19 protein-coding genes are annotated in these 17,157 nt (G+C 38.1%); 14 read left to right on the top strand and 5 right to left on the bottom strand.

The window, feature by feature from the left end; all coding sequences use genetic code 11:
* Positions 1-14 precede the first annotated feature (14 nt).
* From ACSHZO_RS00940 to msrA, 4 genes are all read left to right on the top strand, one after another.
* Entirely contained in the window at positions 15-1,109 is a 1,095-nt protein-coding gene (locus ACSHZO_RS00940; RefSeq protein WP_298246261.1) for a Nif3-like dinuclear metal center hexameric protein, read from the top strand.
* A 1-nt stretch (position 1,110) separates the two neighbouring features.
* The gene (locus ACSHZO_RS00935) at positions 1,111-1,890 is read left to right on the top strand and encodes a zinc ribbon domain-containing protein (protein ID WP_295178830.1); all 780 of its coding nucleotides are present in this window, start codon (positions 1,111-1,113) and stop codon (positions 1,888-1,890) included.
* Positions 1,891-2,072: 182 nt separating this feature from the next.
* Entirely contained in the window at positions 2,073-2,660 is a 588-nt protein-coding gene (locus ACSHZO_RS00930; protein ID WP_298246260.1) for a hypothetical protein, read from the top strand.
* A gap of 1 nt (position 2,661) precedes the next feature.
* A complete protein-coding gene (msrA, locus tag ACSHZO_RS00925; protein ID WP_298246259.1) occupies positions 2,662-3,324 on the top strand; it encodes a peptide-methionine (S)-S-oxide reductase MsrA in 663 nt (220 codons plus the stop codon).
* A 28-nt stretch (positions 3,325-3,352) separates the two neighbouring features.
* Here the strand turns inward: msrA and ACSHZO_RS00920 are convergent, their stop codons facing one another.
* Positions 3,353-4,696 carry an FAD-dependent oxidoreductase gene (locus ACSHZO_RS00920; protein ID WP_298246258.1) on the bottom strand — a complete coding sequence of 448 codons (1,344 nt, stop codon included), beginning with the start codon at positions 4,694-4,696 and terminating at the stop codon, positions 3,353-3,355.
* A 202-nt stretch (positions 4,697-4,898) separates the two neighbouring features.
* Between ACSHZO_RS00920 and ACSHZO_RS00915 the strand changes: the two genes are divergently transcribed.
* The 9 genes from ACSHZO_RS00915 to ACSHZO_RS00875 all read left to right on the top strand — a co-directional run bounded on the left by ACSHZO_RS00915 (position 4,899) and on the right by ACSHZO_RS00875 (position 11,833).
* Positions 4,899-6,005: an alkene reductase gene (locus ACSHZO_RS00915; protein ID WP_435066422.1), complete on the top strand. Its 1,107-nt coding sequence runs from the start codon at positions 4,899-4,901 to the stop codon at positions 6,003-6,005.
* Between the two features lie 87 nt (positions 6,006-6,092).
* Complete coding sequence (locus ACSHZO_RS00910; protein ID WP_141876933.1) at positions 6,093-6,338, top strand: hypothetical protein; 246 nt, start codon at positions 6,093-6,095, stop codon at positions 6,336-6,338.
* A gap of 75 nt (positions 6,339-6,413) precedes the next feature.
* Entirely contained in the window at positions 6,414-7,064 is a 651-nt protein-coding gene (locus ACSHZO_RS00905) for a flavin reductase family protein (RefSeq protein ID WP_298246256.1), read from the top strand.
* Complete coding sequence (locus ACSHZO_RS00900; protein ID WP_295180663.1) at positions 7,054-7,200, top strand: DUF2256 domain-containing protein; 147 nt, start codon at positions 7,054-7,056, stop codon at positions 7,198-7,200. The genes ACSHZO_RS00905 and ACSHZO_RS00900 overlap by 11 nt, the downstream gene beginning before the upstream one ends.
* Positions 7,197-8,477: a DASH family cryptochrome gene (locus tag ACSHZO_RS00895; RefSeq protein WP_298246255.1), complete on the top strand. Its 1,281-nt coding sequence runs from the start codon at positions 7,197-7,199 to the stop codon at positions 8,475-8,477. Before ACSHZO_RS00900 ends, ACSHZO_RS00895 begins: the two co-directional genes overlap by 4 nt.
* Complete coding sequence (locus tag ACSHZO_RS00890; protein WP_298246254.1) at positions 8,465-10,012, top strand: cryptochrome/photolyase family protein; 1,548 nt, start codon at positions 8,465-8,467, stop codon at positions 10,010-10,012. The genes ACSHZO_RS00895 and ACSHZO_RS00890 overlap by 13 nt, the downstream gene beginning before the upstream one ends.
* A gap of 136 nt (positions 10,013-10,148) precedes the next feature.
* Positions 10,149-10,304, top strand: a complete 156-nt coding sequence (locus ACSHZO_RS00885) for a lmo0937 family membrane protein (RefSeq protein WP_157514598.1) — start codon at positions 10,149-10,151, stop codon at positions 10,302-10,304.
* A 63-nt stretch (positions 10,305-10,367) separates the two neighbouring features.
* Positions 10,368-11,126, top strand: a complete 759-nt coding sequence (locus ACSHZO_RS00880) for an SDR family oxidoreductase (protein ID WP_298246253.1) — start codon at positions 10,368-10,370, stop codon at positions 11,124-11,126.
* A 35-nt stretch (positions 11,127-11,161) separates the two neighbouring features.
* Entirely contained in the window at positions 11,162-11,833 is a 672-nt protein-coding gene (locus ACSHZO_RS00875) for a hypothetical protein (protein ID WP_298246252.1), read from the top strand.
* Between the two features lie 43 nt (positions 11,834-11,876).
* Here ACSHZO_RS00875 and kynU read toward each other — a convergent pair whose 3' ends face one another.
* The gene (gene kynU / locus ACSHZO_RS00870; RefSeq protein ID WP_298246251.1) at positions 11,877-13,163 is read right to left on the bottom strand and encodes a kynureninase; all 1,287 of its coding nucleotides are present in this window, start codon (positions 13,161-13,163) and stop codon (positions 11,877-11,879) included.
* A gap of 92 nt (positions 13,164-13,255) precedes the next feature.
* Between kynU and ACSHZO_RS00865 the strand changes: the two genes are divergently transcribed.
* The gene (locus ACSHZO_RS00865; protein ID WP_298246250.1) at positions 13,256-13,897 is read left to right on the top strand and encodes an O-methyltransferase; all 642 of its coding nucleotides are present in this window, start codon (positions 13,256-13,258) and stop codon (positions 13,895-13,897) included.
* Here ACSHZO_RS00865 and ACSHZO_RS00860 read toward each other — a convergent pair whose 3' ends face one another.
* From ACSHZO_RS00860 to ACSHZO_RS00850, 3 genes are all read right to left on the bottom strand, one after another.
* Entirely contained in the window at positions 13,898-14,455 is a 558-nt protein-coding gene (locus ACSHZO_RS00860; protein ID WP_298246249.1) for a phosphatase PAP2 family protein, read from the bottom strand.
* 10 nt (positions 14,456-14,465) lie between these two features.
* Positions 14,466-14,747 carry a Sec-independent protein translocase subunit TatA/TatB gene (locus ACSHZO_RS00855; protein WP_295180648.1) on the bottom strand — a complete coding sequence of 94 codons (282 nt, stop codon included), beginning with the start codon at positions 14,745-14,747 and terminating at the stop codon, positions 14,466-14,468.
* A gap of 81 nt (positions 14,748-14,828) precedes the next feature.
* A complete protein-coding gene (locus tag ACSHZO_RS00850) occupies positions 14,829-17,126 on the bottom strand; it encodes a M1 family metallopeptidase (protein ID WP_298246248.1) in 2,298 nt (765 codons plus the stop codon).
* Positions 17,127-17,157: the final 31 nt, after the last annotated feature.

Genomic DNA, 17,157 nt, shown 5'->3' with positions numbered 1-17,157 from the left:
AAAATTATCAAAATATGCTTATTAAAGAAGTAATTACTATAATAGAAGAATTTGCACCGCTTGATTATGCTGAAGATTTCGACAACGTAGGTTTGCTGGTAGGAAACGCTTCCGAAGAAGTGAAAGGAGCACTTATAACTTTAGATACTTTGGAGGCTACCGTAGATGAAGCCATTGCTAAAAACTGCAACCTGATCATAAGCTTTCATCCAATCATATTTTCAGGTTTGAAAAAGCTAACCGGGAAAAATTATGTGGAGCGTACCGTTCTTAAAGCAATTAAGAATGATATTGCGATCTATACGATTCACACTGCTCTAGACAATCAGCACAAAGGTGTCAACGATATGATCGCTGAAAAGCTGGGACTGGTGAACAGGCAGATCCTGATCCCCCGAAGCGATAGTATCAAAAAACTGCAAACTTATGTTCCGGTTTCAAATGCTGCTAAGGTGAGAGAAGCTCTATTCCAGGCGGGTGCAGGTAACATTGGAAATTACGATAATTGCAGTTTTAATGTTCAAGGCTTCGGAAGCTTCAAAGGAAACGAAGATTCAAATCCCGTAGTTGGTGAAAAAGGCACAATTCATTTTGAGGATGAGATGCAAATTGGTATTACCTATAAGAAACACCTCGAATCCAAAATATTGAAAGCTTTGTTTCAAAGTCATCCTTATGAGGAAGTTGCCTATGAGATTCATAGTCTTGAAAACAGGAATCAGCAGCTAGGAATGGGCATGATTGGGGAACTCGAAACTCCTGTAGATGGGAAAAGCTTCTTAAGTCAAGTTCAGGAAACATTTAATAGTAATGGAATTCGTCATTCTGAAATACTTAAATCACCTATAAAAAAAGTTGCTGTTCTGGGAGGTAGCGGAGCCTTTGCCATCGAGAATGCAAAAAGTGCTGGTGCAGATATATTCATCACGGCAGATCTAAAATATCATGATTACTACAAAGCCGAGCAAAAGCTGGTCGTTGCAGATATTGGACACTATGAAAGTGAACAGTTTACAAAAAATTTACTATATTCTTTTCTTAGCAAAAAAATTAGTAGTTTTGCACTTATTTTAGCAGATACAAATACCAATCCAATACATTATTTATAATATGGCGAAAAAAAACGATGTTACTGTAGAAGAGAAGTTAAGATCCCTGTACGATCTTCAGTTGGTGGATTCACGAATTGATGAGATTAGAAATGTACGTGGAGAACTTCCTCTTGAAGTTGAAGATCTTGAAGATGAAGTAGCAGGTTTGAACAGACGCCTGGAAAAACTGGATGCGGATATCGAAGTGATTGATAATGATATCAAGAACAAGAAGAACCAGATAGAGGAGTCTAAGACGACGATCAAAAAATATTCTGAGCAACAAAAGAATGTTCGAAATAATCGTGAATTTAATGCTTTAAGTAAAGAAGTTGAATTCCAGGAACTGGAAATAGAGCTTTCAGAGAAGCATATTAATGAGTACAAGGCGAAGATCGAGCAGAAGAAAGAAGTTATTGCTCAAACAAAAGAGAAATTAGCTGAAAGAGAAGCTCACCTTAAGCATAAGAAAAGTGAACTTGACGAAATTTTGAAGGAAACTGAGAAAGAAGAGCAAGCACTAATAGACAAGTCTAAGGAATACGAAAAGAACATTGAAGACAGGCTTGTTACTGCTTACAAAAGAATTCGTACAAACGTAAAGAATGGTTTAGCCGTGGTTCCTGTAGAAAGAGGAGCATCTGGAGGATCTTTCTTCACTATTCCTCCACAGGTGATCATGGAAATTGCTGGTCGTAAAAAGATCATTACAGATGAGCACAGTGGTAGAATTCTGGTAGACGAAGAACTAGCTAAAGAAGAGCAGGAAAAAATGGAATCAATGTTCAAGAAGTTCTAATACTTCTTAAGCAACACTTTAAACTGCCTGGAGAATAACAGTAAGATCTTAGGATCTGAAGCAAAAGTTTTTCAGGCAGTTTTTTTATGCCTAATTTTAAGCCACTCTCCTATTCACACGGGCTCTGGATTAACATTCATTTTACAATTTTTCAATGAATTATAGTCTAACTTTAACCCGTTATGAAATTACTCACTGCAATTAAAACCTGTACCATCTGTCTGGCTATATTAACTATGACAGGTTGTAAGGATTCTGCTAATTCTGAAAATGAGAATAAGGTGGAAGATACCATTACTACTCAGGAAACTGGTTTTAAAGATTTGAACGAACAAAGTTCAGATCAATCTGAAGAACTTAAGACCAAAGACACTACAACTACACCAAAAGAAAAGAACACAGATTACTCTGGAACTTATACCAATCTCGCGTTTGCTGAAGATACTAACTGCGAATGCTACTGCCTGGAAGTCGAAGCTGGAAAGAGTTCAGAACTTTGCCTGAAGCCCGATGAATTATATATGGAAGCCGACTTTAAAAAAGTAGGTAATGAAATTCATGTTTTCTACAAAGGCGCTTCAGTAAAAAGTAAGCAGAATGAAATTCCGTGGAATGATCTCGATACTGGCACAGCGGTTGCTACATTTAGCAAAGTAAGTGCAAACGAATATAAACTTGACTGGAAGGGTTTTCAAATCGATGGTAAGACTGCCGTGGAATATGCATTGTTAGGCAAGAAAACTCTTGAAGGAACTTATAAACTTAAATAACATGAAGCTATTATTTATTAATTTCATAAGCCTTGTACTTCTAGCCTGTGGAAATCAAAACACCCAACAATCTGTTACCAAACCTGAAATTGCGAATGCTACTCCGGTAGAAGTTGAGATGCAGGATGGGATGAAAAAGGCATATTTCGCCAGTGGTTGTTTCTGGTGCGTTGAAGCTATCTATGAAAGTATTGAAGGAGTAGATGAAGTAATAAGCGGTTACGCTGGTGGGCATACCAAGAATCCCACCTATGAAGAAAGCAATACTGGAAGAACAGGTCATGCAGAAGCAGTAGAGGTAATTTATGATCCTGAAGTTGTAGATTTCAAAACCTTGGTTCAGGTATTCTTTGGTTCTCAAAACCCAACGCAGGTGAATGGCCAGGGACCAGATAATGGATCACAATACCGTTCGATCGTATTCTTTCAAACAGAAGAACAGAAAAATATTATAAATGAAGTGAAAATTGAAGTTGCTAAAGACTACCAGAAACCACTTGCTGCAGAAATACTGCCTTTTCAGAAATTCTGGGTAGCTGAAGATTACCATCAAAATTACGAAGCAAATAATCCTCAAAATCCATACATTCAGAATGTGTCAATTCCAAGGCTGAATCGATTTAAGGAAAAGTTCCCGGACATTCTTAAGAAGGATACACATTAAAAAAAAGCTGCCAGATGGCAGCTTTTTTTTATTTATTAAGTAAATCCTTGATCTTAAGTTCTACTTCTTTAGAATCCCAGGTTTCTTCAATTCCAGGGATTTTCATGACTTCATCCATGATTCCTCTCTGGTAATCTCCAATATCCAGCGCATCTGAATAAGCTTTGTCTGAAAATGTGACCCGTGAGTACAAAGGCACCCATAATTCAGGATATTTCTGAGCGAACTTCTTTTCTATTTTCTTCCGCAGTAAAAAAGATGGATCGGCTGTTTTACTACTCATTTCGACAAAATTACGATAGCTCAATTCTGCGATCGCATCTGTATTAGGTTTTCGTTCTCTTTGATATTCTTCGAAGATAATTTCCCAATTATCCCTGTGTTGATTCATTTTTTCATTTAAAACAGAAATGTCTTCAAATCCCGCATTCATTCCCTGCCCGTAAAATGGAACAATTGCATGAGCAGAATCGCCTACCAGAGTGATCTTATCAAAATAAGACCACGGATAACATTTGATCGTTACCATTGCACTTGTAGGATTTTTAAAAAAGTCTCGCTTTAAATTCGATATTTCATCTTTAATATCAGGAAAATACTGCTCAAAAAACTGGTCTGCCTGCTGTTCTGTTTGAATGCTTTCAAAAGAAACATCTCCTTCAAAAGGCATAAAAAGTGTACAGGTAAAACTTCCATCCAGATTGGGCATTGCGATCAACATAAAATTACCTCGAGGCCAGATATGGAAAGAAGCATTATCCAGTTTATGGGATCCATCGGCATTCGCAGGAATTGTAAGCTCTTTATATCCTACATCAATAAAATGTTGGGAATAATTGAACCTGCTTTGTCTTTGCATCTTATGACGGGTTCTTGAAAACGCGCCATCTGCTCCAAAAATAAGATCGAACTTATATTCTTTCCAGACGCTCTTTTCAGATTCGCCTGTATACAACTTAGCATTTGGCAGATCCACATCCCAAATCTTCTCTTCAAACCTGAATTCAGCACCAGCTTCTTCCGCAAGATCTATCATCTTACGATTAAGGATACCTCTGGAAATGGAATAGATCGCTTCTCCCTCTTCTCCGTACTTCTGGAAGTAAACTGGTTTGTCGTCTACATGCATCGCCCGTTTATCCAGCGGTAACGCCAACTCCCTGATCTCATCCTCTATTCCAGCCTCTCTTAAAGCTTTCCAGCCGCGATTAGACATGGCCAGGTTTATAGATCTTCCGGAAAATTCTACCAGACGAACATCGGGACGTCGATCGAAAATGGTGACTTTATAACCTTGTTTTCTAAGAAAAATGGCTAATAGAGATCCCACCAGTCCGGATCCTACAATAGCTACTTCTTTTTGATTTTGCATGAAGTATAAACTAATTCCTGGCAAGTAAAATGCTCTCCAGAAATATATTAATTAGAATCACGAAATTACTCAATAATATTCAATTCACTGGCAGTCCCAACGACTTAGAGTCTCTTTCCGCTAGCTCTTTTTTGATTTACCAGTTCATTAACACCCCGAAAACCCTGAAACTGGTAATTTTAAGAAAAATTAAATTATGACTATGGAAAAACAAGCTTTACTACAATCCTACCAGATGGGAGACCTCAATTTAAAAAACCGGGTGATCATGGCGCCAATGACCAGAAGCCGTGCCGAGAATGATGCAAATGCTCCTACAGATATGCATGTAACCTATTACACTCAACGTGCAGGTGCCGGATTAATTATTTCTGAAGGTTCACAGGTATCTTCCCGGGCTGTTGGATATATAAATACTGCGGGAATACATTCGCCGGAACAGGTTGAAGGATGGAAGAAAGTTACCGAAGCAGTTCATAAGGATGGTGGAAAAATCTTTATTCAGCTATGGCATGTTGGTAGAATTTCACACCCTAAATTCCATAATGGAGACAAGCCACTTGCTCCCAGTGCTATAAATCCAAATGCAGACGTGTACACACCCGATGGTCAGGAAAAAACCGTTGATCCAAAAGCAATGAGCCTTCAGGAGATTCAGGAAACTGTGCAGGAGTTTAAATCTGCTGCTCAAAATGCTAAAGATGCCGGTTTTGATGGAGTAGAAATTCACTCTTCCAATGGATATCTCATACACCAGTTCTTCAATAAAAATTCTAATCAGCGTACCGATGAATATGGAGGTAGCATTCCAAACAGGGCAAGATTCTTTTTTGAAGTTCTGGATGCCATCAATGAAGTGTGGCCAGAAAATAGAATTGGTTGTAGATTCAATCCCTCTCTGCATAAGATCTTCGGAATTGTAGCTTCAGAAGAAAGCATTGAGACCTTTGATTATATTATGGAAAAACTAAATGCTTACGATCTGGCTTATGTTCACCTTTCAGAACCATTCTCAGATGTGAGCGACGTGCCTTACCTTATAACTGATATTGCGAAACACTATCGAAAGATCTACAAAGGAACTTTAATGATCAATGCCGGTTTTGACAGAGAATCTGGAAACAAAGTTATAGAAGATGGAGATGCAGATCTTGTAAGTTATGCAAAATGGTATATTTCCAATCCAGATCTTGTTGAGAGATTTGAAAATAAATGGCCATTGGCTGAGTATAATGAGGATACTTTCTATACACCTGGGAAGAAAGGGTACATAGATTACCCTGCTTACGAGGAGCAACGTGAATCCTAATTTTTTGATAAAGCTGTTCTAAAAGCTGTTAACTGGTAATGCTTCATAAAGGCGAGGTGGTATATTAGATAAACTAAATTTATTATTATGGATCAGGAAAAACTAGACCACATGAGGTCTACATTGAACAAACTGGAGGATATCAAGAATACTCAAAGCAGTATAATCGATAAAATTAACCATGTGATCACAGATTTGTTCCAGCATCCAGACAAGAACCTGGAGAAGGTTATGGAAGATGCTCACCAAAAAGCGTCAGACAACATAGATGCAGTAAGAGAAGCAATGGAAGAATATGAGATGGCCATCAACAAGATGGAAAATCAAAGTTAATTTAAAAATCCATTAACAGCTTTATAGTAAAGCATTCGATAACTTGAGGTCAGTCTAAAAAACTGACCTTTTTTTATGAAACATATCAAAGCCTCAGACATTGAGGAAATGGAAAAAATTTACCGCCTGAACCTTGTAAATAGTTGTACAGGATATAAATCTGCAAACCTCATTGCCACCAGATCTAAATCTGGAAATCCCAATGTAGCCGTATTTAGCTCGGTGACTCATATTGGCAGCAACCCGGCAATGCTTGGTTTTGTGACCAGGCCACTGAGTGTTGCTCGAAACACCTATAATAATATTCGAGAGACGGAATACTTTACGGTCAATCATATTCAGGATAAAATGATCGAGCAAGCTCATCAAACTGCAGCGAAGTATGATGAAGAGATTTCAGAATTTAACAAAACAGGTCTGGATGAGGAATATCTTGATGGATTGCATGCTCCCTACGTGAAGCAATCTGAAGTAAAGCTGGGCTGCAAATTCGTGAATGAATACCATATCAAAGAAAATGACACCGTACTTGTCGTTGCGTCTATTGAACACATATATTTTGATGAAGGCATTCAAATGCCTGATGGCTGGCTGAGGTTAGATGACGCTGGTACAGTAGCTGTAAATGGTCTTGATGGCTATTCCCTGCCAAGCCTGCTTGACAGATTTCATTACGCCCGCCCAGGACAGGAAGTAAGATCTTTCTTTAGTAAAGATGGCGAATAGAACGATTAAGAAGTCTGATTTGCCCCAAAAGATCTGCCCGGTTTGCGAACGTCCTTTCTCGTGGCGTAAAAAGTGGGAAAAAGATTGGGAACAGGTGCGCTATTGCAGTGATAAATGCAGAAAAAATAAGAAATGAGTACAGGATTAATATGGTTTAGAAATGATCTTAGAACCCAGGATCATGAAGGAATAGCAACTGCTACAAGCAATCACGATAGAGTTATCGCTGTATACTGTTTCGATCCCAGACATTATGAAGAACTGGACATAGGCTTTCGAAAAACCGGAAAATTCAGGGCAAAATTTCTGATAGAAACTATTCATCATCTGCGGAATAACCTTGGGAAGTTACATATTCCAATGTTGGTTTTTCAGAATAAACCGGAAGTTAGAATCGCTGAACTTACAAATGAGCATCAGATAGACACCATTTACTTTCAGAAAGAGTGGACAGATGAAGAGAAGAAAGTTGAAAGAAATCTGAAGGAAGCTATTCCTGATGTTAAATTCAAAGATCATTATCAGCAGTTTTTATTTCATCCTGACGATATCCCCTATGATTCCTTTAATGATATTCCAAAGGTATTTACTGAATTCAGAAAAAAATGTGAGAAGAAAACAGAAGTAAGAGAATTACTTACCAATTCAAAAATTGAAGCATTTGAGTTTGATAATGACACCAAAATACCGAGTTTAAAAGACCTCGATTTTACCGAATTTACAATCGACGAGCGGTCTGCATTCCCATTTCACGGTGGAGAAGATGAAGCATTAAAAAGAGTTGAACAATACTTCTTTAAACAGAGGAACCTGGAAACTTACAAGGAAACAAGAAATGGTTTAATTGGCACAGATTACAGCTCTAAGCTCTCAGCATGGTTAGCCAATGGAAGCATCTCACCCAAACAGATCTATTTCAAAGTCAAGCAATATGAAAAAGAAATTAAAAGCAATCAGAGTACATACTGGCTTATTTTTGAATTAATATGGCGCGACTTCTTTAAGTACATCTCCCTTAAGCATGGGAACAAGATTTTTCAATTAGAGGGAATTCGAGGAAAATCTCACGACTGGAATGATGATAATGAAACTTTCAGAACCTGGATAAATGGAGAAACTAAAGAGGATTTTGTCAACGCCAATATGCTGGAAATCGACCATACCGGCTTTATGAGCAATCGCGGAAGGCAAAATGTGAATAGTTATCTAGCGAAAGAGCTGAAACACGACTGGCGAAAAGGCGCTGCATATTTTGAAAGTCTGCTCATAGATTATGATGTGCATAGCAACTGGGGAAACTGGATGTACAATAGCGGAGTCGGAAATGATCCACGCGATAGAAAATTTAATATTAAAAGTCAGGCAGATCGCTACGATCCCGATAACGATTATCAAGATTTATGGCTGAAGTAAAAAAAACGCTGAGACTTATTTTAGGTGATCAACTAAATCATCAACATAGCTGGTTCAAAGACGACCTTGAAGATGTGACATATCTTTTTATGGAAATGCGACAGGAAACCGATTATGTGAAGCATCATATCCAAAAGGTTGTAGGTTTCTTTAGAAGCATGCGCAATTTTGCCAGCTACCTGGAAGAGAGAGATCACCGCGTCATCTATTACAAGATCGATCATGAGGATAATACTCAGAATCTTGAAAAGAACATAAAAGACCTGATCGATAAACATGATTTTGAAAGTTTTCAATATCAATTACCAGATGAGTATCGTCTTGATGAGCAGTTAAAAGATTTGTGCGAAAATCTGGAGATCGAAACTAACAATTTTGATACTGAACATTTTTTCACAACCCGTAGCGACCTGGAAAGGTTTTACGAAGGCAAGAAGCAAATGACCATGGAATATTTCTACCGTGATATGCGGAAGAAAAACAATATTTTAATGATCAATGCTAAAGATCCTGAAGGAGGGAAATGGAATTTTGATAAAAGTAATCGGCAGAAATGGAAAGGCAAGCCTGAAATTCCACACGAAAGAGGTTTCCGTAAAGATGTATCTCATCTAGTTGAAGAAATTAAAAATGCTGGTGTAGAAACTTTTGGATCTATTGAAGCGAATAATTACAACTGGCCTACCTCTCGCGAAGACTCACTTATAGTATTAAATTATTTCTGTAAAAACTTACTGGTACATTTTGGCGATTACCAGGATGCTTTGCATACCGATGAATCTTACCTGTTCCATTCCCGACTATCCTTCAGCATGAACACAAAAATGCTGAGTCCAAAAGAAGTCATAGACTCTGTTCTGAACTATTATTACGACCATAAGGACGAGATCGATATTTCGCAGGTAGAAGGATTTATACGGCAGATACTGGGATGGAGAGAATACATGAGAGGTATTTACTGGAAAGAAATGCCAGGTTATCGCCGGAGTAATAAACTTCGAAATCAAAACAAACTAGCTGGATTCTACTGGGATGCGAATACAAAAATGAATTGCCTGCATCATTCTATCAAGAATAGTCTGGAAAATGCCTATGCCCATCACATTCAGCGACTAATGATTACCGGTAACTACGCCCTGCTTACCGAAACTCACCCAGACGAAGTTGACCAGTGGTATCTGGGAATTTACATCGATGCCATTGAATGGGTAGAGATCACTAATACTCGTGGAATGAGCCAGTTTGCAGATGGTGGAATTGTTGCAACGAAACCTTACGTTTCCAGCGGTAGTTACATTAATAAAATGAGCAACTACTGCAAGGATTGTCACTATAAAGTAAGCAAGAAGACCGAAGATAATGCCTGCCCATTTAACAGTCTTTACTGGAATTTTCTGGATGCTAACCGGGAACATTTTGCCGGAAACCAGAGGATGAATATGATGATGAGCCTACTGGAAAAGAAGCCTCCGGAAGAAATGCAGAAAATAAGAAATCGTGCGGGAGAAATAATATCAAATCCTGAACGCTTTTAGTACTTATAGTTAAATCAAGGTTAAATGAAAACCAGTGGGTTAATGCTTTATCTAATTTAGTCTTGGAATTATTAAACCACCTAACTAAAAATCATTAACCAAAGGCAGGATAAAACCAGTCTAAAACCAGAACATTATGAGAGATTTAATTTGGCTTATTATCGTATTGCTAGTAATTGGATGGCTAATTGGATATTTTGCATTCCCAGATTTAGGAAGTATCATACATATCCTTATTGTTGTAGCTGTAATACTAATCCTGTACAAGTTACTTACAGGTCGTAGACTATAATATTCAATATAATTGATACTAACCCTTTGAGCGATCAAAGGGTTTTCTGTTTAAAATCGAAATATGTGGAGATTAGCATCTAAAAAGGTATTGGTAACCGGTGGAACGAAAGGAATTGGAAAAGCATGTGTAGAACAATTCCTGGAATTGGGTGCAAAAGTACTGTTCACTTCCAGAACATCAAAGGAGGTGCAGGACCTGGAAATTGAATTAAAAGATCAGGGCTATCAAGTGAAAGGCCTGGTTGCTGATGCTTCAAAATTATCTGATTCTGAAAATGTTCTAAAATGGATTTCTGAAAATTGGAGTAGTCTGGATGTACTCGTTAATAATGCCGGTATCAATATCCGGAAAAAGGCTCATGAATATTCTGAAGAAGAATATAAGAATGTTCTGGACATTAACCTGTTAGCTCCGTTTACGCTCAGCCGACTCTTATTTCCTCTTCTGAAAATTTCAGGCGAATCTACGATTATCAATGTCGCATCTTCCGCAGCACTTCAGGATGTTGGTACAGGAACTCCTTACGCCATGTCCAAAGCAGGCTTATTACAACAAACAAGAAGTCTTGCTGTGGAATGGGCTTCAGAAGGAATTAGAGTTAATGCAGTTTCACCGTGGTTTACGAAAACACCACTAACTGAAGGCTACCTGCACAATGAGGAAAAAATGAAATCTATTATTTCCAGAACTCCGCTTTACCGCGTTGCAGAAGCAAAAGAGATTGCCAGCATTGTAGCATTTTTAGCAATGCCAGCTTCCTCATTTGTAACCGGTCAGAACATCGTAGCTGATGGTGGAATGAGCATTAATGCACTATAATGAAAAGAATAACTATATTTAAATAAACTAGAACTATGAAAAAACTACTGCTTACATTTCTTGCTGGAATTGCGCTTATCTCCTGCAACGAAGACAAAAAGAAAGAGGTAACTCCTGAAGAGAATCCAAACCTTGAAGTTCATGAAAAGATCGCTATGGTCAATGGCTTCAAAGAATTTGATAGTATTAAAAAAATTAAGTTCACCTTTAATGTAAAAGTGAACGATTCTATTAGATCTGAAAGACGATGGAACTGGAATGTGGGAACAAACAAGATTAGTCTAACCGAAAATGACTCTGTGATGAGTTATACGAGAAAAGATAGCCTGGCTGAAGATAAAAAATATATCGATCAGCGGTTTGTGAATGATTCCTACTGGTTACTGTTCCCTTTTCAATTAAAATGGTCATTGGCAGATCTTAGTGAACCAAAGAAAGCAACAGCACCAATTAGCGGAGACAAAATGCAGATGCTTACAGTAAGTTATCCAAAAGATGGTGGTTACACTCCGGGTGATAGCTACGATATCTATTTCGATGATGAATTCATGATTCGTGAGTGGGTTTACAAATCTTCAGATGGAGGTCGTGAAATGGCTACAACCTGGGAAGATTATAAAGATTTTAAAGGTATCAAGATTGCTACCATGCATAAATCTAAGGATGATAGTTTTGAGTTATTCTTTGATGACATTACAGTAGAATAGAACTAAACAGGTCATAAAAAAAGGAGGCACTTGCCTCCTTTTTTTATGACTTATTTTTTGAGAGTATCCCCTCTTTCAAAATTTGACCAAATCTATAAATATCTTCATAGGAACAGTAAAAAGGTGCAGGTGCTAACCTGATCACGTTCGGCTCACGCCAATCCAGCATCACCCCATTCTCCATTAAATAATTGAAAATATCTTTTCCTTCACCGTGTAAAAAAACTGAAAGCTGGGTTCCTCTTTCCTTCTGTTCTGAAGGAGTAATAATTTCAAAAGTACTGTCCACATCCTTGTCTATCTCGTGCAATACGAACTCTAGGTATGCGACAATTTTGTCTCTTTTATTTAGCAAGCTAGTCATTCCAACCTCAGCGAACATTTCCAGAGATGCAAGATATGGAGCAAGGGCAAGAACTGGTGCATTGCTAATTTGCCAGGCATCTGCATTGGGTTCTGGTTGAAATTCTGGCTCCATCAAGAATCGTCGTTCTTTATTATGTCCCCACCAACCTTCAAATCTGGGAATATCTTTTTTGTTGTGGTACTTCTCGTTTATAAAACATCCCGAAGCATTTCCCGGGCCGGAATTCATATATTTATAACTGCACCAGGCGGCAAAATCCACATTCCATTCACTCAATTTTAGTTCTATATTTCCGGCTGCGTGTGCAAGATCCCAACCAACGAAGGCTCCAACTTTGTGACCTGCTTTAGTGATAGTATCCATGTCCATGACCTGACCAGTGTAGTAATTTACCCCACCAATAAGTACAAGAGCACATTCCTCTCCCACTTCATCAATTTTACGAAGGATATCCTCTGTTCTAAAATTATGCTCTCCATCCCGCTTTTTGATCTCTACGATGGCATCTTCAGGTTTAAATCCATGAAAACGAACCTGGCTGGAGATCATATATTGATCGCTGGGAAATGCCTTTTCTTCACAAATGATCTTATAACGTTTGCCTTCAGGTCTATAAAAGCTTACCATCAAAAGATGAAGATTTACAGTAAGTGTATTCATCACGGTTACTTCAGAAGGATTTGCACCTACTACGCTGGCAAGTTTTCCGGCAAATCGTTCATGATAATCCCACCAGGGCTTTTCAGCTTTAAAATGTCCTTCAACTCCCAATTCTGCCCAATCCTGCATAATATCATCTACGTACTTTTTTGCAGTTCTAGGTTGCAGACCTAAAGAATTTCCGACGAAATATATAGCGTCCTTACCTTTGATTTTCGGGAAGATAAATTCATTCCGGTAATTTGCCAGTTCATCTTCCTTATCCAGGCGCTGAGCAAATTCCAGTGAATTTTCAAATTTCATAACTTGTGTTTTTTGTAAAAATACAATTTCGTTTTCAATACTTCGGGACCCGCAGGAAAGAGAAAATCCATATTTTTACCTAAACTTTGAATATGCATTTCTTACCTGAAAATATTGACGAGTATATAGTAGCACATTCTCAACCAGAACCTCAACATTTGGCAAAATTAAATCGTGAAACCAATCAGAAAGTCATGCAGCCCAGAATGCTAAGCGGACATTACCAGGGCCGGGTACTAAGTTTACTTTCCAAAATTAAAAATCCTCGATCCATCCTGGAAATTGGCACATATACAGGCTATTCTGCCCTGTGCCTGGCTGAAGGTCTTACTGAAGACGGAATCTTACATACGATAGATATCAATGAAGAACTAGAAGACTTTCAGAAGAAACATTTTCAGGCTTCAGCATATAGCGATAGAATCGTACAGTATATTGGTGATGCTACAGAAATCATTCCCGATATTGAAGAAACATTTGACCTGGTATTTATTGATGCCGATAAACCTAATTACCCAAAGTATTTCGAGCTTATTATTGATAAAATGAACAGCGGCGGAATTATACTTTCAGATAATGTTTTATGGAGTGGGAAGGTTTTGGAAGACCTTAAAAAAGACGACCTCTCTACAAAAGCTCTACTGGAATACAATGCTCTATTAAATAATGATCCAAGGGTAGAAACTGTGATCCTGCCAATTCGTGATGGGCTTACACTTTCAAGAGTTATATAGCTAATAAATCCTTGTTCCTGCTTTGTTATAAAGACTAAAGAAGAGAAAGGCCATTATTATTCCAACGATCATCCCAACGATGATATCGCCTGGAAAATGAACTCCTACATAGATCCTACTCATAACGAAAAGGAATGGCCAGATATAAGCAAGATATATCCATTTGCTCCATAGTCTCAATGCGAGAACGATAAACGTTGTTGCAGCAAAAGAGGTTGAAGCATGACCTGAAAAGAAACTATAGTTAGTTGGCTCCTGTAATATTCTAATTAGTTCCGATAATTCCGGCGTATTATTAGGCCTGTTACGGACAGCTAGAGCTTTTACAAGATTTGTAAAGCCATAAGTGACGGCTACAGTAAGTAGTAGAAATAAACTGGTGAAAAGTCCTTTTTTCCAGTGAAATGCTATAAAAAAAAGTAAAAAGAAAACTATAAAAACCGGGATCCAGTGAGCCGGATTGGTGACAAAGATCCAAAAAGTATCATACTTTTCTATTCCAAGGTTGTTCAGGTATACAAATAGTTGCCTGTCCCATTCTTCGATCTGGTCCCACATCGATTACATATTATAGCTTACGACGAACAGAACCTGTGATTTCATCGATATCTTCCTTAACCTTGTCAATCTCGCCCCGAACGTCTTTCGTGAAGTCTGTATCTATGCCTTGTTTTTCAGCACTACGCTGAATTTCGCTTTTAATATCATTAGACGCGTTCTTTACCGCTTTCATCCCCTTACCCAAACCTTTGGCAATATCAGGAATTTTATCAGCTCCAAAAACCATCACCAGGATGAACAAAATAAAGCCTATCTCAGCTCCGCTAATAAATAATGGTAACATATGCATAGTAAAACAAATATATATACAAATCTAAGCATAAAAAAAGCCGACTCGTTAAAGTCGGCTTAAATATTATTAGCTTAAAACCTAGTCCTGAGTGGATTCTTTATACTCATCGAACTCACTTTTGTTTTCGTTCTTAGGCCAGCTGTTATTGTTCACATCAACATCTGCTGTCTCAAGATCTGGATCCAATGTGATCTTAGTAATCTCTTTATTAGAAGGAATTACCTTGCTTACATTATGATCATTCTTTCTCCAGATCTGAACCGGATACGTAACTTTTTCTGAAGTTCCATCAGCATAGCTCAATTCTACAATGATCGGCATTACCAACCCACCTGGTTTTTCAAAAGTCACCTGGTAGAAATACTTAGGCGCTTGAAGGTTCTTACGCTCTTCCTCGCTAAAGTTATCCATTACATAAGCCTGTAACGTTTCAGAATTTTCCATTAAGGATTTGCCTTTCATATCTTCTGAAAATGCTTCATCATCTTCGGAAACCACATAAAGTGCTTTAGTTTCTTCAGGAGTTGTTCCGTATCTCTTCAGCATTTCTCTGCCTGCTTCCGTAGGATTATCGGTCACATAGTATTTCTGAACATCTTTAATTCCAATATCCACATAATCTGTCGTATAGAACCATCCTCTCCAGAACCAATCAAGATCTACGCCTGAAGCATCTTCCATCGTTCTGAAGAAATCTTCCGGAGTTGGGTGCTTGAACATCCATCTTTTAGAATAAGTAGCGAAAGAATAGTCGAACAATTCTTTACCCATGATCGTCTCACGAAGAATATTTAACGCAGTAGCCGGCTTACCATAGGCATTATTTCCTAATTGATAAACTTGCTCTGGATTGGACATAATTGGCGAAATATAGTCCTGGTTTCCTTTCATATAGGGAACGATCTTACTTGGCGCTCCTCTTCTTGAAGGATAATTTGATTCTGGTGCAATAGCTTCAGGATGTTTTTTCCCAAATTCCTGTTCTGCAACATACTGAACAAAAGTGTTGATACCTTCATCCATCCAACCCCATTGTCTTTCATCAGAATTTACAATCATTGGGAAGAAGTTGTGTCCAACTTCATGAATAATCACGCTTATCATCCCAAATTTAGTACGGTCACTATAGTTACCATTCTCATCAGGACGACCATAATTCCAGCAAATCATTGGATATTCCATCCCCTGATTCTTAGCATGAACTGAAACTGCCTTATGATAAGGATACTGGAAAGTATGCTTTGAGTAGCTTTCTAAAGTTGCAGCTACAGCTTTTGTAGACCATTCTTCCCAAAGAGGATTTCCTTCTTTAGGATAAACAGAAACAGCCATAACATCTTTTCCCATCACATCAACCGCCATCATATCAAGAATAAATTTTCTTGAAGTTGAGAAAGCGAAATCACGAACCATATCTGCTTTGTAAGTCCAGGTTTTAGTTTTTTCTGAAAAGTTCTTCTCAGCCTTTTCAGCTTCATCCTGGGTTACAATGATTACTGGCTTGTCATAACTTTTCTTAGCCTGCTCATAGCGCTTCATCATTTCTTTAGAGTAAACATCCTTTCTATTCTGAAGTTCACCTGTAGCTTCCATGATATGATCTGCAGGTACAGTAATATTTACTTCATAATCACCAAATGGAAGTGCAAATTCACCATTGCCCCAGAACTGGTAGTTCTGCCAACCTTCAACATCATTGTAAACGGCCATTCTCGGGAAGAACTGAGCGATCACATATGCCTTATTTCCATCCTCAGGAAATAACTCATATCCTGAACGAGCACGATTAGTTACGTGGTTATTCACATTGTAAGACCATTTGATATCGAACGTATAAGTCTCCCCAGCTTTTAAAGGCTTTGGAAGATCAACGCGCATCATTGTCTGGTTGATCGTATATTTAAGATCTGATCCATTAGCAGAAACTTCTTTAATATCGAAACCACCATCAAAAGGAGTTTCCAGATATTTATTAGCGAAACCAGCTGCAGTAGCAACCGGAGCCATTCCGTCTCCATCTTTTTGAGGAGCATCTTTTTTTCTGATATTCTGATCTAATTGAACCCATAGGTATTCAAGATCCTGTGGAGAATTATTGTGGTAGGTAATAGTTTCCTCTCCGGTAAGCACAGAATTCTTATCGTCAAGAACGATATCCATTTTGTAATCTGCTTCATTCTGATAATACGCAGGTCCAGGAGCTCCAGATGCAGTTCTATATTGGTTTGGAGTTGCCAGTTCCTGATACATCTGCCTGAATTTGTTTTGATTGGTATGGCCTTGCTGCCGTGGCTCCTGTTGTTCAGTTTCCTGTGCGTTGATACCTGCAAAGACAAACATCATGAACACGGAGGTCAACAATTTTAATCGCTTCATTTACTAAATTTTAATTTATAGGTTGCTAAAA

It is taken from the genome of Christiangramia sp. 3-2217-3z, from assembly GCF_051195275.1.
Taxonomy (GTDB): Bacteria; Bacteroidota; Bacteroidia; order Flavobacteriales; family Flavobacteriaceae; genus Christiangramia; species Christiangramia marina.
Note: the sequence above shows the minus strand (reverse complement) of the source record. Positions and strands in the feature narration are given on the sequence as shown.

Coding starts and splice junctions, on each gene's coding strand:
- ACSHZO_RS00885 (WP_157514598.1), top strand. CDS start 10,149: ATGAGAGATTTAATTTGGCTTATTATCGTATTGCTAGTAATTGGATGG.
- ACSHZO_RS00900 (WP_295180663.1), top strand. CDS start 7,054: ATGGCGAATAGAACGATTAAGAAGTCTGATTTGCCCCAAAAGATCTGC.
- ACSHZO_RS00905 (WP_298246256.1), top strand. CDS start 6,414: ATGAAACATATCAAAGCCTCAGACATTGAGGAAATGGAAAAAATTTAC.
- ACSHZO_RS00935 (WP_295178830.1), top strand. CDS start 1,111: ATGGCGAAAAAAAACGATGTTACTGTAGAAGAGAAGTTAAGATCCCTG.
- ACSHZO_RS00855 (WP_295180648.1), bottom strand. CDS start 14,747: ATGCATATGTTACCATTATTTATTAGCGGAGCTGAGATAGGCTTTATT.
- ACSHZO_RS00880 (WP_298246253.1), top strand. CDS start 10,368: ATGTGGAGATTAGCATCTAAAAAGGTATTGGTAACCGGTGGAACGAAA.
- ACSHZO_RS00895 (WP_298246255.1), top strand. CDS start 7,197: ATGAGTACAGGATTAATATGGTTTAGAAATGATCTTAGAACCCAGGAT.
- ACSHZO_RS00890 (WP_298246254.1), top strand. CDS start 8,465: ATGGCTGAAGTAAAAAAAACGCTGAGACTTATTTTAGGTGATCAACTA.
- ACSHZO_RS00865 (WP_298246250.1), top strand. CDS start 13,256: ATGCATTTCTTACCTGAAAATATTGACGAGTATATAGTAGCACATTCT.
- ACSHZO_RS00920 (WP_298246258.1), bottom strand. CDS start 4,696: ATGCAAAATCAAAAAGAAGTAGCTATTGTAGGATCCGGACTGGTGGGA.
- kynU (WP_298246251.1), bottom strand. CDS start 13,163: ATGAAATTTGAAAATTCACTGGAATTTGCTCAGCGCCTGGATAAGGAA.
- ACSHZO_RS00940 (WP_298246261.1), top strand. CDS start 15: ATGCTTATTAAAGAAGTAATTACTATAATAGAAGAATTTGCACCGCTT.
- ACSHZO_RS00875 (WP_298246252.1), top strand. CDS start 11,162: ATGAAAAAACTACTGCTTACATTTCTTGCTGGAATTGCGCTTATCTCC.
- ACSHZO_RS00930 (WP_298246260.1), top strand. CDS start 2,073: ATGAAATTACTCACTGCAATTAAAACCTGTACCATCTGTCTGGCTATA.
- ACSHZO_RS00915 (WP_435066422.1), top strand. CDS start 4,899: ATGGAAAAACAAGCTTTACTACAATCCTACCAGATGGGAGACCTCAAT.
- ACSHZO_RS00910 (WP_141876933.1), top strand. CDS start 6,093: ATGGATCAGGAAAAACTAGACCACATGAGGTCTACATTGAACAAACTG.
- msrA (WP_298246259.1), top strand. CDS start 2,662: ATGAAGCTATTATTTATTAATTTCATAAGCCTTGTACTTCTAGCCTGT.
- ACSHZO_RS00850 (WP_298246248.1), bottom strand. CDS start 17,126: ATGAAGCGATTAAAATTGTTGACCTCCGTGTTCATGATGTTTGTCTTT.
- ACSHZO_RS00860 (WP_298246249.1), bottom strand. CDS start 14,455: ATGTGGGACCAGATCGAAGAATGGGACAGGCAACTATTTGTATACCTG.